The organism is Collinsella sp. HCP3S3_D1 (assembly GCF_052064015.1).
Taxonomy (GTDB): Bacteria; Actinomycetota; Coriobacteriia; order Coriobacteriales; family Coriobacteriaceae; genus Collinsella.
In genome coordinates, this window is record NZ_JBQHWK010000020.1 from 29,204 (window position 1) to 43,552 (window position 14,349).

Here is a 14,349-nt window from a genome sequence, read left to right on the forward strand (position 1 = left end):
CGTTTGACCAGATAAAACCTGCCAAAATAAACCTGTCCCTTTTTGGCAGGTTTTGGGGTGATGAGGGCTTGCACTTTAGCGTGCGACAGCGGATAATGCCGAGCATTCGACAATGCACACTTTGTCTTATTTGATTGAGGAGGCCCCGTATGGCCATGGAATTCAAGCGCAGGTTGCCGATCCCCATGGAAATCCGCGAGGAAATGCCGCTTTCCGCCGACCTTACCGCCAAAAAACAGGCATTCGACGCCGAGGTCGCCAAGGTCTTTACCGGCGAGGACGCGCGCAAGGTGCTCATTATCGGCCCGTGCTCTGCCGACCGCGAGGACTCGGTGCTTGATTACATGAGCCGACTGGCCAAGGTCGCCGAAGAGGTCAAGGACAAACTCATCATCATTCCGCGCGTCTATACCAACAAGCCGCGCACCAAGGGCACTGGCTACAAGGGCCTGCTGCACAACCCCAACCCCGAGGCTCCCGACGACCTGCTCGAGGGCGTCAAGGCCATCCGCCATATGCACCTGCGCGTCATCGAGGAGACCGGTTTCTTTACCGCCGATGAGATGCTCTACCCGTCCAACTACCAGTACCTCGTCGACCTGCTGAGCTACGTCGCCGTGGGCGCGCGCTCGGTCGAGAACCAGGAGCATCGTCTGGTGTCGAGCGGCATTTCGGTGCCTGTGGGCATGAAGAACCCCACCGCCGGTTCCACCACCGTTATGCTCAACTCCATCTACGCCGCCCAGGCACATCAAAGCTTCATCTTCCGCAACTGGGAGGTCGAGTGCGACGGCAATCCGCTCGCGCACGCCGTCATGCGTGGCTACATTGGTCTCGACGGTCGTACCTACCCCAATTACCACTACGAGCATCTGGAGCGTCTGGCTGAGCGCTATACCGAGCATGCCGGCTACGCCAACCCGGCGGCGATCATCGACTGCAACCACGACAACTCGGGCAAGCGCCCGCTGGAGCAGCACCGCATCTGCAAGGAGGTGCTCGATAGCTGCCGCCGCAACGAGTCCATCTCCAAGCTGGTCAAGGGCTTTATGATCGAATCCTACCTGGAGGACGGTAACCAGTCTGTCGACGGCGGCGTCTTTGGCAAGTCCATCACCGACCCGTGCCTGGGCTGGGAAAAGACCGACTACCTCATCCACGAGATCGCAGAGCGGGTGTAGGTTACGGCGTTTTACCAAACGCCGTAACCGGCCGACGCTGCAAACCCGTACACGCGAGCAATCTGCCTTTCAGCTTCGACGGCATGACCAAAAGGTCAATGCCGCCTCGCTTCAAGGCACATTGCTCGCGTGTACGGGTTTTCGCTGACGTTTTTCTACCAGCGTCGTTGCCAAAGCTAGCACTTGGGGACGCTCCTTTTGGGGTGGTCGTTGGGGACGCTCTTGTTTGACTAGTCGTTTAAGAACGTCCCCAACGACTACCCGGGGGAGTTGCCTTCCCTCGCGGCGGTCTTCTAGCAGAAAAACCAAGTGAGTAGGCTTTTTGCAGGAAGCCAAGCACGCCCCAAAACGCCACAGCTCTGACCTGCGGTTTTATTGAGCATTTGTCGCGATGTGCTCGTCAGGTTCAAAAAAGTCTACTCACTTGTATCTGAGACGCACCAGGTTGGAAAAAACCGCCGCGAAAGGGCCCCTGGCCCCTTCGCGGCGGTCATACGCCTCTGATTTTGCGACGATTTTGCCCGCTTGTTACTCGCTGTAGCGGGTGGCTATGGCAGCTCGCACCATTCCGGTGCTCATGAGGTAGGTCACCAGGAAGTAGCCACCGTATGCTGCCAGGAAGATCGCGCAGGTGAGGCCCACAGTGCCGCCGATGCTCATATTTCCGAATATGCTCACCAGCTCGATAATCACCTTAAGTGCCACAAAGGAGTGCGCCAGACCCACTGCCAGCGGGAACAGGAAGAATACCGCCTGCTGCGCCATCACCGAATGGCGAATCTGGCGGTCGTCGCAGCCGATCTGTGCCAGCACACGATAGCTGCGGCTGCCGTCGGCCACGTTGGAGAGTTGCTGGATCGACAGAATCGCCGCGCATGCAACGACCAATACAAAGCCGATGTAGATGGCTAGGTAGCTAATAAGACCGTTCATTTGCGCTGCCTGCGTGTACATCTCGGAGCGTGTGATGAAGGTTCCCCAAAACCCCGGCTCCTTGCCGTCAACGAGCAGATTGTCGAGCAGAGTGTATTTAATGCTCTCGTCTGCCTCGGTCGTATCCATCCCCTGTTTGTAGTTAACGAGCAGGCTACTGGAATACGGCTGCAGATTAAGTTGGGACAACAGTTCGTCGGCAACGACGACGGTACCCGGATTACTGCCCATCGCCGAGTTGGCGATGGCCGCCGTATCTTCGTCCGACTTATCGGTTGCGGGTTTGAGCGTATGCCCGCCCAAGGTAAGGGCATGGCCGCCAGCCATATACTTGGTGTACAGGTCGACCAGCTCGCCGCCCATATCACACGTGAGCAGATATTGGTCGCGGCCAATGCTCACCGGCTCCTCGCCCATCATCTGGCGCAGTTTGTTGTACTGGCTCGCCGGCGTCACAAACAGACCCATCGTATCGGCATTGCTACCCCCGAACGCCTTGGGAAGCTTTTCGCCCATGGTCTTGCACATCTCACTTGGGGTCACCGAAGGATTCGAGCCGCCAACCGGGTAACTCAGATACGAATCGATCTGTACATGCTCACCGGCAACATCGGCGATATCGACCTTCTTGCCGGTCTCGTCGTTGTTGTCCGCCGACTCGCCCTTGCCGTGCCATGCGGGGTACAAATCGACCGTTGTATCGGCCAGCACCATGCGATCGGCTTCATCAGACGGATTGACGTACTCTTTGTAGTAGTCGAGAGTATCGGGCGTGTAATAGACATACGTCTGAGACACATCAACAGGGTTATAGCGCTCCAGGTTTTCGTTCATCACGTTGGCAATCGACATACCGCACGTCACCGAGGTGATGGCCAAAAACAGGAGCATCGCGATGACGCCCATCGAAAAGCACACCGTGTTGACCTTGGCCGCAAGCTGGCGCACGATAAACATGTTGAGGCCGCGCCAATACACGCCGCGCAGGCTCTGCAGCAGCTTGATAAGCATGCCCGAGAGTCCCCAAAACAGGGCAAAGGTACCCACGGTAACCATAGCGGTCGTAATGCCAAACTGGTTCATGGCCTCTTGCAGCTTGCTGTCCGTCGCGGTTAGCGGGAACCCATCACGTAGCAGACGGTAATAGGCCACGCCCACAAGCACCACGCCCACGGCAAAGATGGCAATCGCGATCCAGGGGTTGCGTGTCTTGATGCTCTCGTTGCGACGCTCGGCACCCATAAGCTCGATGAGTTTGGTACGACGCACGGCGCGAAGGTTCAGCAGTAGCGTGAGCACAAACATTACGAGCATGCAGGCAAGGGTCAGGTTGAACGCATGCACCGAGAAAAAGAAGTGGAAATTGGCGATCTGTGTCTTAAAGAGCGAGGCCGTAAAGAACGTCATGAGCTGGGAGAGTCCCACACCCAGCACAATGCCGGCGACAAAGGCCACAACCGATACTATCACGGTCTCGAGCGCCATGATCGTGGCGACGCGCCCGCGCCCCATACCGAGCACCTGGTACAGGCCAAACTCCTTCTTGCGGCGTTTCATGATGAAGTTATTGGCATACACCATCAAAAAGGCCATGACACCGGCCAAAAAGTACGTCAGGTAGCCGAGCATGCTGCCCATAACCTGCGCCAAGCCCTCTTCATCGATTCCGGCGATGTCGACCTGCATCGAGATGGTATTAAAGGCATAGAAGACCGTGACGCCCAGGGTGAGCGTCAAAAGGTAGACGAGGTAGTCGCGGCCGGCGCGGCGGACGTTGCCCCAAGCGAGTTTACAGAGCATCGGAGCCCTCACCGCCCATCATGGCAACGACCTCCATAATGCGGTCGAAGAACTCGCGGCGGCCGGTGTCTCCGCGGCGCAGCTCGGTGAAGATCTTGCCGTCGCGAATAAACAGCACACGGCTCGTGTAGCTGGCGGCAAAGCTGTCGTGCGTGACCATGAGCACGGTGGCGCGCAGGCGGCGGTTAAGGGCCTCCAGGCTCTCGAGCAGCAGGCGAGCGCTCTTGGAATCGAGGGCGCCGGTGGGCTCGTCGGCCATGATCATGGTGGGGTCGGTGACGAGCGCGCGAGCCGCGGCAACGCGCTGCTGCTGACCGCCGGACATCTGGTAGGGATACTTGTCGAGCACCTGACTGATGGACAGGCGCGCTGCCACATCCTGCACGCGGGTCGAGATCTCTGCCGAGTTTGTGCGGGCGATGGTGAGCGGCAGGGCGATGTTCTCGCGTGCCGTGAGCGTATCGAGCAGGTTGGAGTCCTGGAAGATAAAACCAAGCTCCTCGCGGCGGAACTGCGAAAGCTTAGCCTGCTTCATGCGCGTCACGTCCTGGCCGTTGATGCGGATCGCGCCGCTTGTGGCACTATCGATGGTCGACACGCAGTTGAGCAACGTCGACTTACCCGAGCCCGAAGCGCCCATGATGCCAACGAATTCGCCGCGGTTGACGGTAAAGCTGACGTCGTTGAGCGCGCGGGTCACGTTGCCCAGCGCTCCGTATACCTTTTCGAGATGCACGACTTCCAGTACCGGGGTCGCCATGTGCGTGGTTTGCATACCGAGTCCTTTCTTGCGATTAGTCTACGGCATCTATAGTCGCAAGAAGCCGAGTCGGCTACCATCGATATCGCTTACGCTTGCCTTACCGTTGCGTAAGGTAGGGGTAGTCTTTTTGGGACGGGGCTTTTTTAGCTACCCTATCCGTAGCCTTCGAAGCATGAGGCCGCATTTGACATAGGGCAGCTAAAAAAGCCCCGTCCCAAAAAGACTACCCAAATGAGCTGCCTTGTCATGTGTCGATGTTGAGAGAGGACTCCTGTTGAAGACTGTTCATGTTGCCGCTGGGATCATTCGCAAGGAAGGATCCGATGAGCTGCTTGCCGTGCAGCGCGGCTACGGCGACATGCAGGGACTTTGGGAGTTCCCCGGTGGCAAGCTCATGCGCGGCGAGACGCCCGAGGACGCCGTACGCCGCGAGCTCATGGAAGAGCTGCAGGTAAAAGTCACCAACCTGCGCGATTTCTATACCGTTGAGAACGACTACCCCGATTTTCATCTCTCCATGGAGTGCTACTACTGCTCGCTCGCCGATGACTCCGATGAGCCCCAGAAGCACGACCGCCAGCTCGATATCCGCTGGATTCCGCGCACCTCGCTTGCCACCGTTGAGTGGATGCCCGCCGACAAAGGGCTTATCGATGCTCTGATTGAGTTGAAGGAAGATCGGCTTGAGGCCAACGGCGCCGCCGATGACGCCACGCCCAACACGGCCGACAAACCCGCCACCAAGCCCAAGCGCGCACCTAAGCGCCGCAGCAAAAAGCGTCCCAAGCCAGGTCTGCTCGACGGCATCGATACCTCGGACCTCTCCGCTGACGAGCGCGAACTGGTGCGCCGTCGCGCCGCTATAAAAAAGTCCATGAAGGGCAACAAGCGCGCCAACACCAAACCCGAGCTGCTCGTTCGCCAGCGCCTGCGGGCAGCGGGCCTTACGGGATACCGTCTGGAATGGAAGGTACCCGGCAAGCCCGACATCGCCTTTCCCGGGCGCAAGATCGCCATTTTCGTCAACGGCTGCTTTTGGCATCGCTGCCCTAAGTGCAATCCGAGCCAGCCCAAGCGCAATGTTGAGTTTTGGGAGGCAAAGTTTCGCCGCAACGTCGAGCGCGACCGAGCCGCCATCGATGCGCTTACCCAAATGGGCTGGACGCCCATCACCGTCTGGGAATGTGAGCTCAAGAAAGACCGCATCGACGCCACCATGGAAAAGGTCATCGAACAGGTACGCGCCGCCGCACCGCAGCGCTAACAGCGATCATTCACACGCTCCGCACGTCCGCGCCACATCCGAGCCGCAAACCTTAGAAAGCCCTTAAGCTCAAAACCTTTCAAGAGTGTTATTCGATACCTTTGACCTGCAGTTTCACTGTTATAACAAACCTGATTAAGCCTTTCTTTAGTGCTTCTTTGCAGCAGCCGCGGCATAATACTGCCAACGAACGGGACCTAGCAGCACACCCCGTGCGCAACCTTTTGGTGGACATCGAGGAGGCCGCATAAGCATGCATTCTTCCAATGACGCAGCACAGCAGCCATCCCTAAAACATGCAGACCTTTTCTCCTTCCCCCCGACACAGAGAAACGGCCTCCTCGACTCCCCCACCACAAAAGCCAAACGCTCAACCGATCAGAATCTCAACTTGCGAATATCCTTCGATAAGCTCCAAGCATCCCTAAACAAGTCATTCCCCAACCAAGCCCGGGCATACTAGTCCCCCATCAACAAAGCGTCCCTAGCGCCCCACCCCTTCATCCCCAACGCCACAAGGGCGATCGAGCAGGGCCGTCCGGAAACGGAAAAGGGCCTATCTCTCAGAACATTCCGCAGGACGGAGGAAGCCCCGTAGCGCGTGCGCGCAGCGGGGCTTCCGACATGTCCGAGGACGTTCTGAGAGATAGGCCCTTTTCCGTTTCCGGACGGCCCGGTGGGATCAGAGTACCCTTGCTGTTACTCTGCTTTGCCCACAGAGTTGAGGTTGGTCATGCGGATCTTAACCAGCTCGGTGATCTCACGCATGCCCTCCTTGGCCGGCTTCTTGGGATCGAAGCAGGCGGGGTTCTCGGCCATGTAGGCCATGAAGCCCTTGGTGTAGGCCTGACGCAGCTCGGTAGCGTAGTTAACCTTGCAGATGCCGTTCTTCACAGCCTCGGCAACCTGCTCATCGGGCACACCGGAAGTGCCGTGCAGAACCAGCGGCACGTCGACGGCGTCGCGGATGGCCTTGACCACGGACTGCTCGATGTGCGGATCGCTCGTGTACACGCCGTGGCTGGTGCCAACGCCAATGGCCAGCGAGGTGCAGCCGGTGCGCTCGACGAACTCCTTGGCCTCGGCAGGATCGGTGTAGGGGCTCTCGCCCTCAACCGCGGGACCGTCGTCCTCCTTGCCGCCAACCTTGCCGAGCTCGGCCTCGACGGGCACGCCCATGGCGCGGCCAGCGTCGGCGACGGACTTGGTCAGGGCAATGTTGTCCTCAAAGGACTCGTGCGAGCCGTCGATCATGACGGAGGTGTAGCCCGTGCGGAAAGCCTGCATGCAGCGGTCATAGCCATCGCCGTGATCGAGGTGCAGAGCGACGGGCACGGAAGCGCGCTCGGCAGCGGCCTTCACCATGCCGTAGAAGTAGTCCAGACCAGCGGTCTTGATGGTGCCCGGGGTGGTCTGCATGATGACGGGGGACTTGGTCTCCTCGGCAGCGGCCAGAACGGCCATAACAAACTCGAGGTTCTCGACGTTGAACGCGCCGACGGCGTAGTGGCCGGCCTGAGCGTCCTTGAGCATCTTTTCGGTGGTAACAAGTGCCATGAGCGTTTGCTCCTCTCCCTCGCCCGCATCTGGACATCGGGCGTAGTTGTTCACAAGGCGTTTTACCTTGCGTTTTACTGCGCTCATTGTATGAAATTCAGCGGCTTTGCACGTGCGAGATATTGAGTCCGTGCAGGCCAATACAGTCGTTTTTGAAAAGTAAACGGAAGGAATCGGAACCGAGTGGGCGTGTTCGATATTGAATTTTGAGCGTTTAGCGTCTTTCTTTTATAGAAAAGATAAGTAATCGAAAGGTGTTTTCTTACTCAAAAAGAAAATGAACGAAAATAGAGTCAACACAATTCCTGCAAATATAGCCGAGAATGGAGCAAACATGGCCCAAGCTACCAACCGTGCTTTTGCTGACGAGCGCCGTACCGCCATTATGGAAATACTCGAGCATAACGCCTCGGTGCAGGTAGCAGAAATCGCCCAGACCTTTGGTGTGTCCTCCGTCACCGCCCGCGCCGACCTGGACGCGCTCGCCGAAGCAGGCAAGCTGCGTCGCACACATGGTGGTGCCGTATCGCTCCACAAACGCCTGACCGTCTCCACGCAAGATCGCCGCATCAATGTCAACGTCGCCGCCAAGCAGGCCATCGCGCAAAGCGCCATCGAGCTCGTTAATGACGGCGACACGCTGCTCGTCGACTCGGGCACCACGGCGCTCGAATTCGTCCGGCTCCTCGATCAGCGCGACGGCATCACCGTTATCACGGCCGACATTACCATCGCCGATTATATTGACGAGAGCATGCCCTCGGTCGATGTCGTCATGCTGGGCGGGGCACTGCGCAAAGGTCATCGCTATCTGTACGGCCCACTTACCATGCAGGCGCTCCAAATGGTCCACGCCGACCTTGCCGTCATGTGTCCTGGCGCTTTTGTTCCCGGCTGCGGCTTTACGACCGACTTTCCGCAGATGGCCGAGACCAAAGCGGCTATGGTCGGTGCCGCCCGTCAAAGCGTCGCCCTCATGGACGCCAGTAAGGTCAACGGACGCGGCATGTACCGTTTTGCTGAGCTTGCCGACGTCGACATCATCGTGATGGACAGCGACCCCGACGCCGCCGTCGCCACCTCAATCGCCGAGGCCGCCGACAGCGCACGTCCAGCCCTCATCATCGCCGGCGCTTAAACAAAAACCACCACAAAGGGCCTGTCCCTTTGTGGTGGTTTTGCCCGTTAAAAGCGAAATATCGCTACTTGGAAAGCTCGTCGGCGAGGGCCTCGATCTGGGCGCGCGATGTGTCGTTGAGCGATCCCAGCACGGTCACCTTGTTCTGCGCCAGGGTGATGTCCTTCATGCCCTCGAGCTCCTTGGTCATAACCTTGGCAGCGGTGGGCGCCCAGGAACCGGCCTCGACGAGCGCCACGGTGCGGTTCTGGTAGGCATGCTCGGCAAGCGTGTGGATAAAGGTGCTCATGAACGGGAAGATCTCGCCCTGATAGGTGATAGAGGCGAGCACCAGGCGGTCATAGCGGAACGCATCCTCAACGGCCTCGGCCATGTCGTCGCGAGCCAGGTCAAAGACGGAAACCTTCTGGCCGCGAGCCTCGAGCGCTGCGGCGAGCTCCTCGACAGCGGCCTTCAGATGGCCGTAGACACTCGCATAGGCAATCGTGATGCCCTCGTCCTCGGGCTGATAGCTCGACCAGGTGTTGTAGGTGTCGAGGTAATAGCCCAGATTCTCGGTAAGGACAGGACCGTGGAGCGGGCAGATGATCTGAATATCCAGATCGGCAGCCTTTTTGAGCACGGCCTGCACAAACTTGCCGAACTTACCGACGATGCCAAAGTAGTAGCGGCGAGCCTCGCAAGCCCAGCCCTCGGGATCCTCGATGTCGTTGGCGCCAAACTTGCCAAAGCCGTCGGCGCTAAAGAGCACCTTGTCGGTGGCCTCATAGGAGAAGAGCACCTCGGGCCAGTGAACATTGGGGGCACCGACAAACGTCAGGCTGTGGCCGCCCAGGTCGAGCACATCGCCCTCTTTGACAACCATTTTGCGCTCGGGGAAGTCGGTGCCAAAGTAGTTGACCATCATGCGGAAAGCACCCATGCTGGCCACAATCTGCGCCTGGGGATAGCGCTCCATAAAGGCGGCGATACCGGCGGAGTGATCAGGCTCCATATGATGGATGACCAGGTAGTCGGGCGTACGGCCATCGAGCGCGGCCTCGAGGTTGCCGAGCCACTCGTCGACAAAACCACCGTCGACCGAATCGGCGACAGCGATTTTATCGCCCAAGATAACGTAGCTGTTGTATGCCATACCGTTCTCGGACACATCGTACTGGCCCTCGAACAAGTCAATGTCGTGGTCGTCGACGCCAATGTAGCGGATATCCTTGGTGATCTCCATCAGACAAAGCCTCCTAGATAGACAAAATAACCTGTCTATAATAGCACTTGGCAGCATTCCAACTGTTATCTGCCGGCATCCTTACCGATTGTTATTGAAATACGATAAATCGTCGTTTACCTGCGCAAACTATGAGCGTGGCATCGCCGTGCTATGTCGAATAATGAGCTGGCCGGGAATACGGATAGCAACGGTTTTGCCCGCCGTACCCGCCTCGGGAACCGCGTGCTCAAACACCTCGCGTCCACGCTGATGTAAATCGAATCGAACGGTCGTGAGCTCGTTATGCGCGACAAAGTCGTCGAGCGAATCGTCGACGCCCACCACGCTTACGTCCTCGGGCACGCGCAGGCCGCTATCACGCAGCGCGGCAATCGCGCCATTTGCCATCTGATCGTTTGCCGCATAAATCGCCGTCATGGTGCGATCGTGCTCGGCCAGGTACCTGCCGGCCTCGTAGCCGCTGTTGGCAGACCAGTCGCCCTCGAGCGGCGCCTGCGGCTTAATGTGCTTATGCTCGAGCGCATCCTGCCAGCCGGCGCGACGAAATTGCTCGTCGACCGAGAACGACGGGCCGCCAATATAGCGAATTTGCTCGTGCCCCAGCTCAAACAGATGATCCATAAGCAAGAGCGAGCAGCCGTAATGGTCGGAGTCGACCGTGGTCACCCGCGGGTGCGCGTACATGGTAACAATAACCGTGCCAATGCCCGGCAGCGGATCAAACGTCTCAAAATCGGGCGCCATACGACTCATGCCGATGATAATGCCGTCCACCGGCAGCGCAGCCATACGACGCGTGGCCTCGGCAAGCGAAAACTCCTCGGTCTTGGACATCTCGACCAGTGTGATGGCGCAATTATGCTCGCGAGCAGCGCTGGCGATGCCGTCGATCATTGAGAGGTTGCCAAACTTGGTGATATCGTTGACGCACAGACCGACCGAATGGTAACGGCCGTCGCGCAGCGAGCGACCGGCATAACTCGGACGAAAACCGAGCTCTTGCATAGCGGCCTGCACGCGCTGGCGCGTCTGCTCGTTAACGTTGGGCAAGCCGTTGGCGACGCGCGAAACCGTCTGCTGTGAAACACCGGCAGCGCGGGCGACGTCGGCCATGGAGACCGGACGCGTACCTGTATCGTTGGACGAGTGCCTTGCCACAGAATCACCTTCACCCTTGCGAAATCTGAATAGCGTGCATGCCGGCCCGGGCAGAAATATATCCCGCTCCGAAGCCCGCTATCGTCGGACGCATGTTAACGTACTCTACTTTTTCTATCTGCATCTCTTCTGCTTTATAAGTCCATACGGCGGTACCGTTCACGGCTGTAATTCTACCGACTACCGGATTCTCAAAAAGTGGCAAGCGTTGTGTTATGAGTACGTTAACATAGCCCGTAACGTGCGGCATCGTGAACACTTGGTTCATGCCGCTTCAAGTTGTTAACGTACTCATAGCGACGCAAAACTCACCCGTGCGCGCCAAGGAAAGGACTCCCATGACCACCCCCGACGAAAAGACACTCACCATGCTCACCAAGCTGTTTGAGGAGGAGTTTGGACCCATCGGCGACCGCCAGGTGCTCTACGTGCACGCGCCCGGGCGTTCTGAGATCAGCGGCAATCACACCGATCACGAGGGCGGCCATGTTATCGCCGGCTCGCTCGATGTCGCCGTTGACGGTATCGCCGTGGCAACCGACTCCAACAAGATCCGCGTCGCCGACGAGGGCTATCCTACCTTTGAGATCACGCTCGACACGCTGGATATTCAAGAGCCCGAGAAGGGCACGTCCGCGAGCCTCGTCCGCGGTATGGCCCACGAAATCGCCGCTCTGGGCGTTGAGCCCCAGGGCTTCGACTTCGCCTTCACCTGCTCCGTCCCCTCGGGCGGCGGCCTTTCCAGCTCTGCCGCCGTCGAGGCGGCGTACGGTCGTGCCATGGAGACGCTCTGGGGCGCACCCGCCATCGAGCCCGTCGCGCTCGCCCAGATGAGCCAGCGCACCGAGAACAACTATTACGGCAAGCCCTGCGGTCTGATGGACCAGGCCGCCGTTTGCTTGGGCGGCCTCGCCTACATGGACTTTGAGGACCAGGCTCAGCCTAAAACCCAGAAGCTCGAACTCAACTTTGAGGATCACGGCTATGCGCTCGTGCTCGTTAAGGTTGGCGCCGACCATGTGGCAGCTACCGACGACTACGCCGCCGTTCCGCGCGAGATGCAGGACATCGCCGCCGAGTTTGGCAAGACACGCCTGTGCGAGGTAAACGTGGCGGATTTTGACGCCAAGCTCCCTGAGCTACGCGCCAAGCTGGGCGACCGTGCCTGCCTGCGCGCCGTTCACTACTGGTACGAGAACGGCCTGGTCGATAAGCGCTGGGCAGCCCTTAGCGCCGGCGACATCGACCAGTTCCTGGTCCTGACGCGCGAGTCCGGTGCCAGCTCCGCCATGTACCTGCAGAATGTCGTCGCCAAACTGGGCTCCGAGCAACCTTCCATGTATGCCTTGGCGCTGGCCGAGCATGTGCTCGACGGCCGCGGCGCCGTCCGTATCCACGGCGGCGGCTTTGGTGGCACTATCCAGGCCTTTGTGCCACTCGATCTTGTCGACACCTTCATCATCAAGATGAACGGCTGGCTGGGCGAGGGCTCTGCCCGCCACTACGCAATTTCTGACAAGGGGGCTTACGCGGCATGGCTGTAATGACTGATGTGCGCGAGGCCGCGCAGGGCCTGATTGAGTATGCCATCCATCGATCCATGATCGGACAGGATGACCGCATCTGGGCCTACAACACCATTCTCGAGTGCATCGGCGCCACGGGTCCTGCGCTCGACATGGCTTGGGCGATGCAGAACGAGAAGCTCTCGCTCTTGCACCCCGATACGCTCCCCAATTTTGACCTGGAGGGCACGCTTGCCGCGCTTTCCGAGGACGCCGTTGCCAACGGCGCTGCCGAGGACACGGCGTCGGGCCGCGACCGCATCGCCATGCGCATCATGGGCGCGCTCATGCCGAGGCCTTCGGTTGTAAACGAGGAGTTCAACGGACGCATGGGCGTCAACGAGCCCCGCGCCGCGACCGACTGGTTCTATGGTCTGTGCTGTGACGCCGGTTACGTGCGCCGCGCCGCCATCGCGCGCAATATCAAATGGAGCACCCCCACCAACTGGGGCGACCTGGAAATCACCATTAACCTGTCGAAGCCCGAGAAGGACCCGCGCGACATTGCCGCGGCCGGCGCCGCAAAGAACACGGGCGAGAAGTATCCCGCCTGTCAACTGTGCATCGAGAACGAGGGCTACCCTGGACGCTCCGCCGCAGCCGACGGCGGCGCCCATCCCGCTCGCCAGAACCTGCGCATCATACCCATCCAGCTCGACGGCGAGCGCTGGGGCTTCCAGTACAGCCCGTACGCGTACTTTAACGAGCACTGCATTGCTATGAGCGCCGAGCATCGCCCGATGCACGTCGACCGTAAGGGACTAACCTGCCTGTTCGATTTTGTGGACCTGTTCCCGCACTACTTTATTGGCTCCAACGCCGACCTGCCCATCGTGGGCGGCTCGATTCTGTCGCACGACCACTTCCAGGGCGGCGCGCACGAGTTCCCCATGATGCATGCCGCCGAGGTCTCGCAGTTTAACGTGCCCGGCTTTGACCAGGTCAGCGGCACCGTGTTGCAGTGGCCGCTCTCGGTGCTGAGACTGCGCTCGCACGACCGCGCCCAGCTGCTCGACGCCGCCGAGAAGATTATCCTCGCCTGGCGCGAGTGGACCGATGAGTCTGTGGGCGTCATCGCGCACACAGCCGACGGCGTGGCGCATAACACTGTGACGCCCGTCATCCGCCGCGTCGACTCTCGCGGCAATGCCGGCGGCAAGATCTACGAGGCCTACCTGGCGCTTCGCTGCAACATCACAACCGACGAGCATCCGCTGGGCGTATTTCACCCGCATGCCGAGTACCACCACATCAAGAAAGAGAACATCGGCTTGATCGAGGTCATGGGCCTGGCCATTTTGCCGCCGCGCTTGGTTCCCGAGCTCGGCGCTGTCCGCGAGCACTTGCTGGCAGCCAAGGCCGATGTCAGTTACGACCTTGCCGGCGCGCTCGAGGGCGACGACCTTTGCCGCAGCCACGCCGCATGGGCCGAGGATGTCTTTGCCCGCCGCGCCGACGAGCTTACGGCGGATAGCGCCATCGACATCCTGCACGAGGAGGTCGGCATGGTGTTTGGCCACGTGCTCGACAACGCCGGCGTCTTTAAATGGGACGAAGCCGGTCGCGCCGCCCAGCAGCGCTTCATTGACTCGCTGTAATGATCCCTTGGGGACGGAGGAAAACGGATCATTTCGTCTTCAAGACAACGGCGCCCCCCCCCCCCCAACCCCCCCGGGGCCCGGTTTTGGGGCAAGGCCCCCAAAAATTTGACGGGGGGATTTTTTAAAATTTTTAAAAAAAAATATGAAAAAAAACCCCCCCC

10 protein-coding genes are annotated in these 14,349 nt (G+C 59.3%); 5 read left to right on the top strand and 5 right to left on the bottom strand.

The genetic code is table 11. From position 1 onward, the window contains the following. Positions 1–149 precede the first annotated feature (149 nt). Entirely contained in the window at positions 150–1,181 is a 1,032-nt protein-coding gene (locus tag ACTNDJ_RS07430) for a 3-deoxy-7-phosphoheptulonate synthase (RefSeq protein WP_441083500.1), read from the top strand. A gap of 528 nt (positions 1,182–1,709) precedes the next feature. On the opposite strand, the gene ACTNDJ_RS07435 is transcribed toward ACTNDJ_RS07430, so the two are convergent. Next, a complete protein-coding gene (locus ACTNDJ_RS07435) occupies positions 1,710–3,914 on the bottom strand; it encodes an FtsX-like permease family protein (RefSeq protein ID WP_441063009.1) in 2,205 nt (734 codons plus the stop codon). Next, the gene (locus ACTNDJ_RS07440) at positions 3,904–4,689 is read right to left on the bottom strand and encodes an ABC transporter ATP-binding protein (protein WP_441063008.1); all 786 of its coding nucleotides are present in this window, start codon (positions 4,687–4,689) and stop codon (positions 3,904–3,906) included. The genes ACTNDJ_RS07435 and ACTNDJ_RS07440 overlap by 11 nt, the downstream gene beginning before the upstream one ends. Before the next feature lie 262 nt (positions 4,690–4,951). On the opposite strand from ACTNDJ_RS07440, the gene vsr reads away from it, so the two are divergent. Next, positions 4,952–5,941, top strand: coding sequence for a DNA mismatch endonuclease Vsr (gene vsr, locus ACTNDJ_RS07445; protein ID WP_441083501.1), 990 nt, complete (start codon positions 4,952–4,954; stop codon positions 5,939–5,941). Between the two features lie 699 nt (positions 5,942–6,640). On the opposite strand, the gene ACTNDJ_RS07450 is transcribed toward vsr, so the two are convergent. Continuing rightward, positions 6,641–7,498: a class II fructose-bisphosphate aldolase gene (locus ACTNDJ_RS07450; RefSeq protein WP_022095149.1), complete on the bottom strand. Its 858-nt coding sequence runs from the start codon at positions 7,496–7,498 to the stop codon at positions 6,641–6,643. 334 nt (positions 7,499–7,832) lie between these two features. Here ACTNDJ_RS07450 and ACTNDJ_RS07455 point away from each other — a divergent pair, with 334 nt between their 5' ends. Continuing rightward, the gene (locus tag ACTNDJ_RS07455) at positions 7,833–8,636 is read left to right on the top strand and encodes a DeoR/GlpR family DNA-binding transcription regulator (RefSeq protein WP_427728567.1); all 804 of its coding nucleotides are present in this window, start codon (positions 7,833–7,835) and stop codon (positions 8,634–8,636) included. Between the two features lie 64 nt (positions 8,637–8,700). Here ACTNDJ_RS07455 and ACTNDJ_RS07460 read toward each other — a convergent pair whose 3' ends face one another. Both ACTNDJ_RS07460 and ACTNDJ_RS07465 read right to left on the bottom strand, forming a co-directional pair. Continuing rightward, positions 8,701–9,861 carry an FprA family A-type flavoprotein gene (locus tag ACTNDJ_RS07460; RefSeq protein WP_441063005.1) on the bottom strand — a complete coding sequence of 387 codons (1,161 nt, stop codon included), beginning with the start codon at positions 9,859–9,861 and terminating at the stop codon, positions 8,701–8,703. Positions 9,862–9,990: 129 nt separating this feature from the next. Continuing rightward, the gene (locus ACTNDJ_RS07465) at positions 9,991–10,977 is read right to left on the bottom strand and encodes a LacI family DNA-binding transcriptional regulator (RefSeq protein WP_154515200.1); all 987 of its coding nucleotides are present in this window, start codon (positions 10,975–10,977) and stop codon (positions 9,991–9,993) included. 383 nt (positions 10,978–11,360) lie between these two features. Here ACTNDJ_RS07465 and ACTNDJ_RS07470 point away from each other — a divergent pair, with 383 nt between their 5' ends. Together ACTNDJ_RS07470 and ACTNDJ_RS07475 are read left to right on the top strand one after the other, a co-directional pair. After that, the gene (locus tag ACTNDJ_RS07470; protein ID WP_441083502.1) at positions 11,361–12,566 is read left to right on the top strand and encodes a galactokinase; all 1,206 of its coding nucleotides are present in this window, start codon (positions 11,361–11,363) and stop codon (positions 12,564–12,566) included. Beyond that, complete coding sequence (locus ACTNDJ_RS07475; protein ID WP_441083503.1) at positions 12,557–14,185, top strand: UDP-glucose--hexose-1-phosphate uridylyltransferase; 1,629 nt, start codon at positions 12,557–12,559, stop codon at positions 14,183–14,185. Before ACTNDJ_RS07470 ends, ACTNDJ_RS07475 begins: the two co-directional genes overlap by 10 nt. Positions 14,186–14,349: the final 164 nt, after the last annotated feature.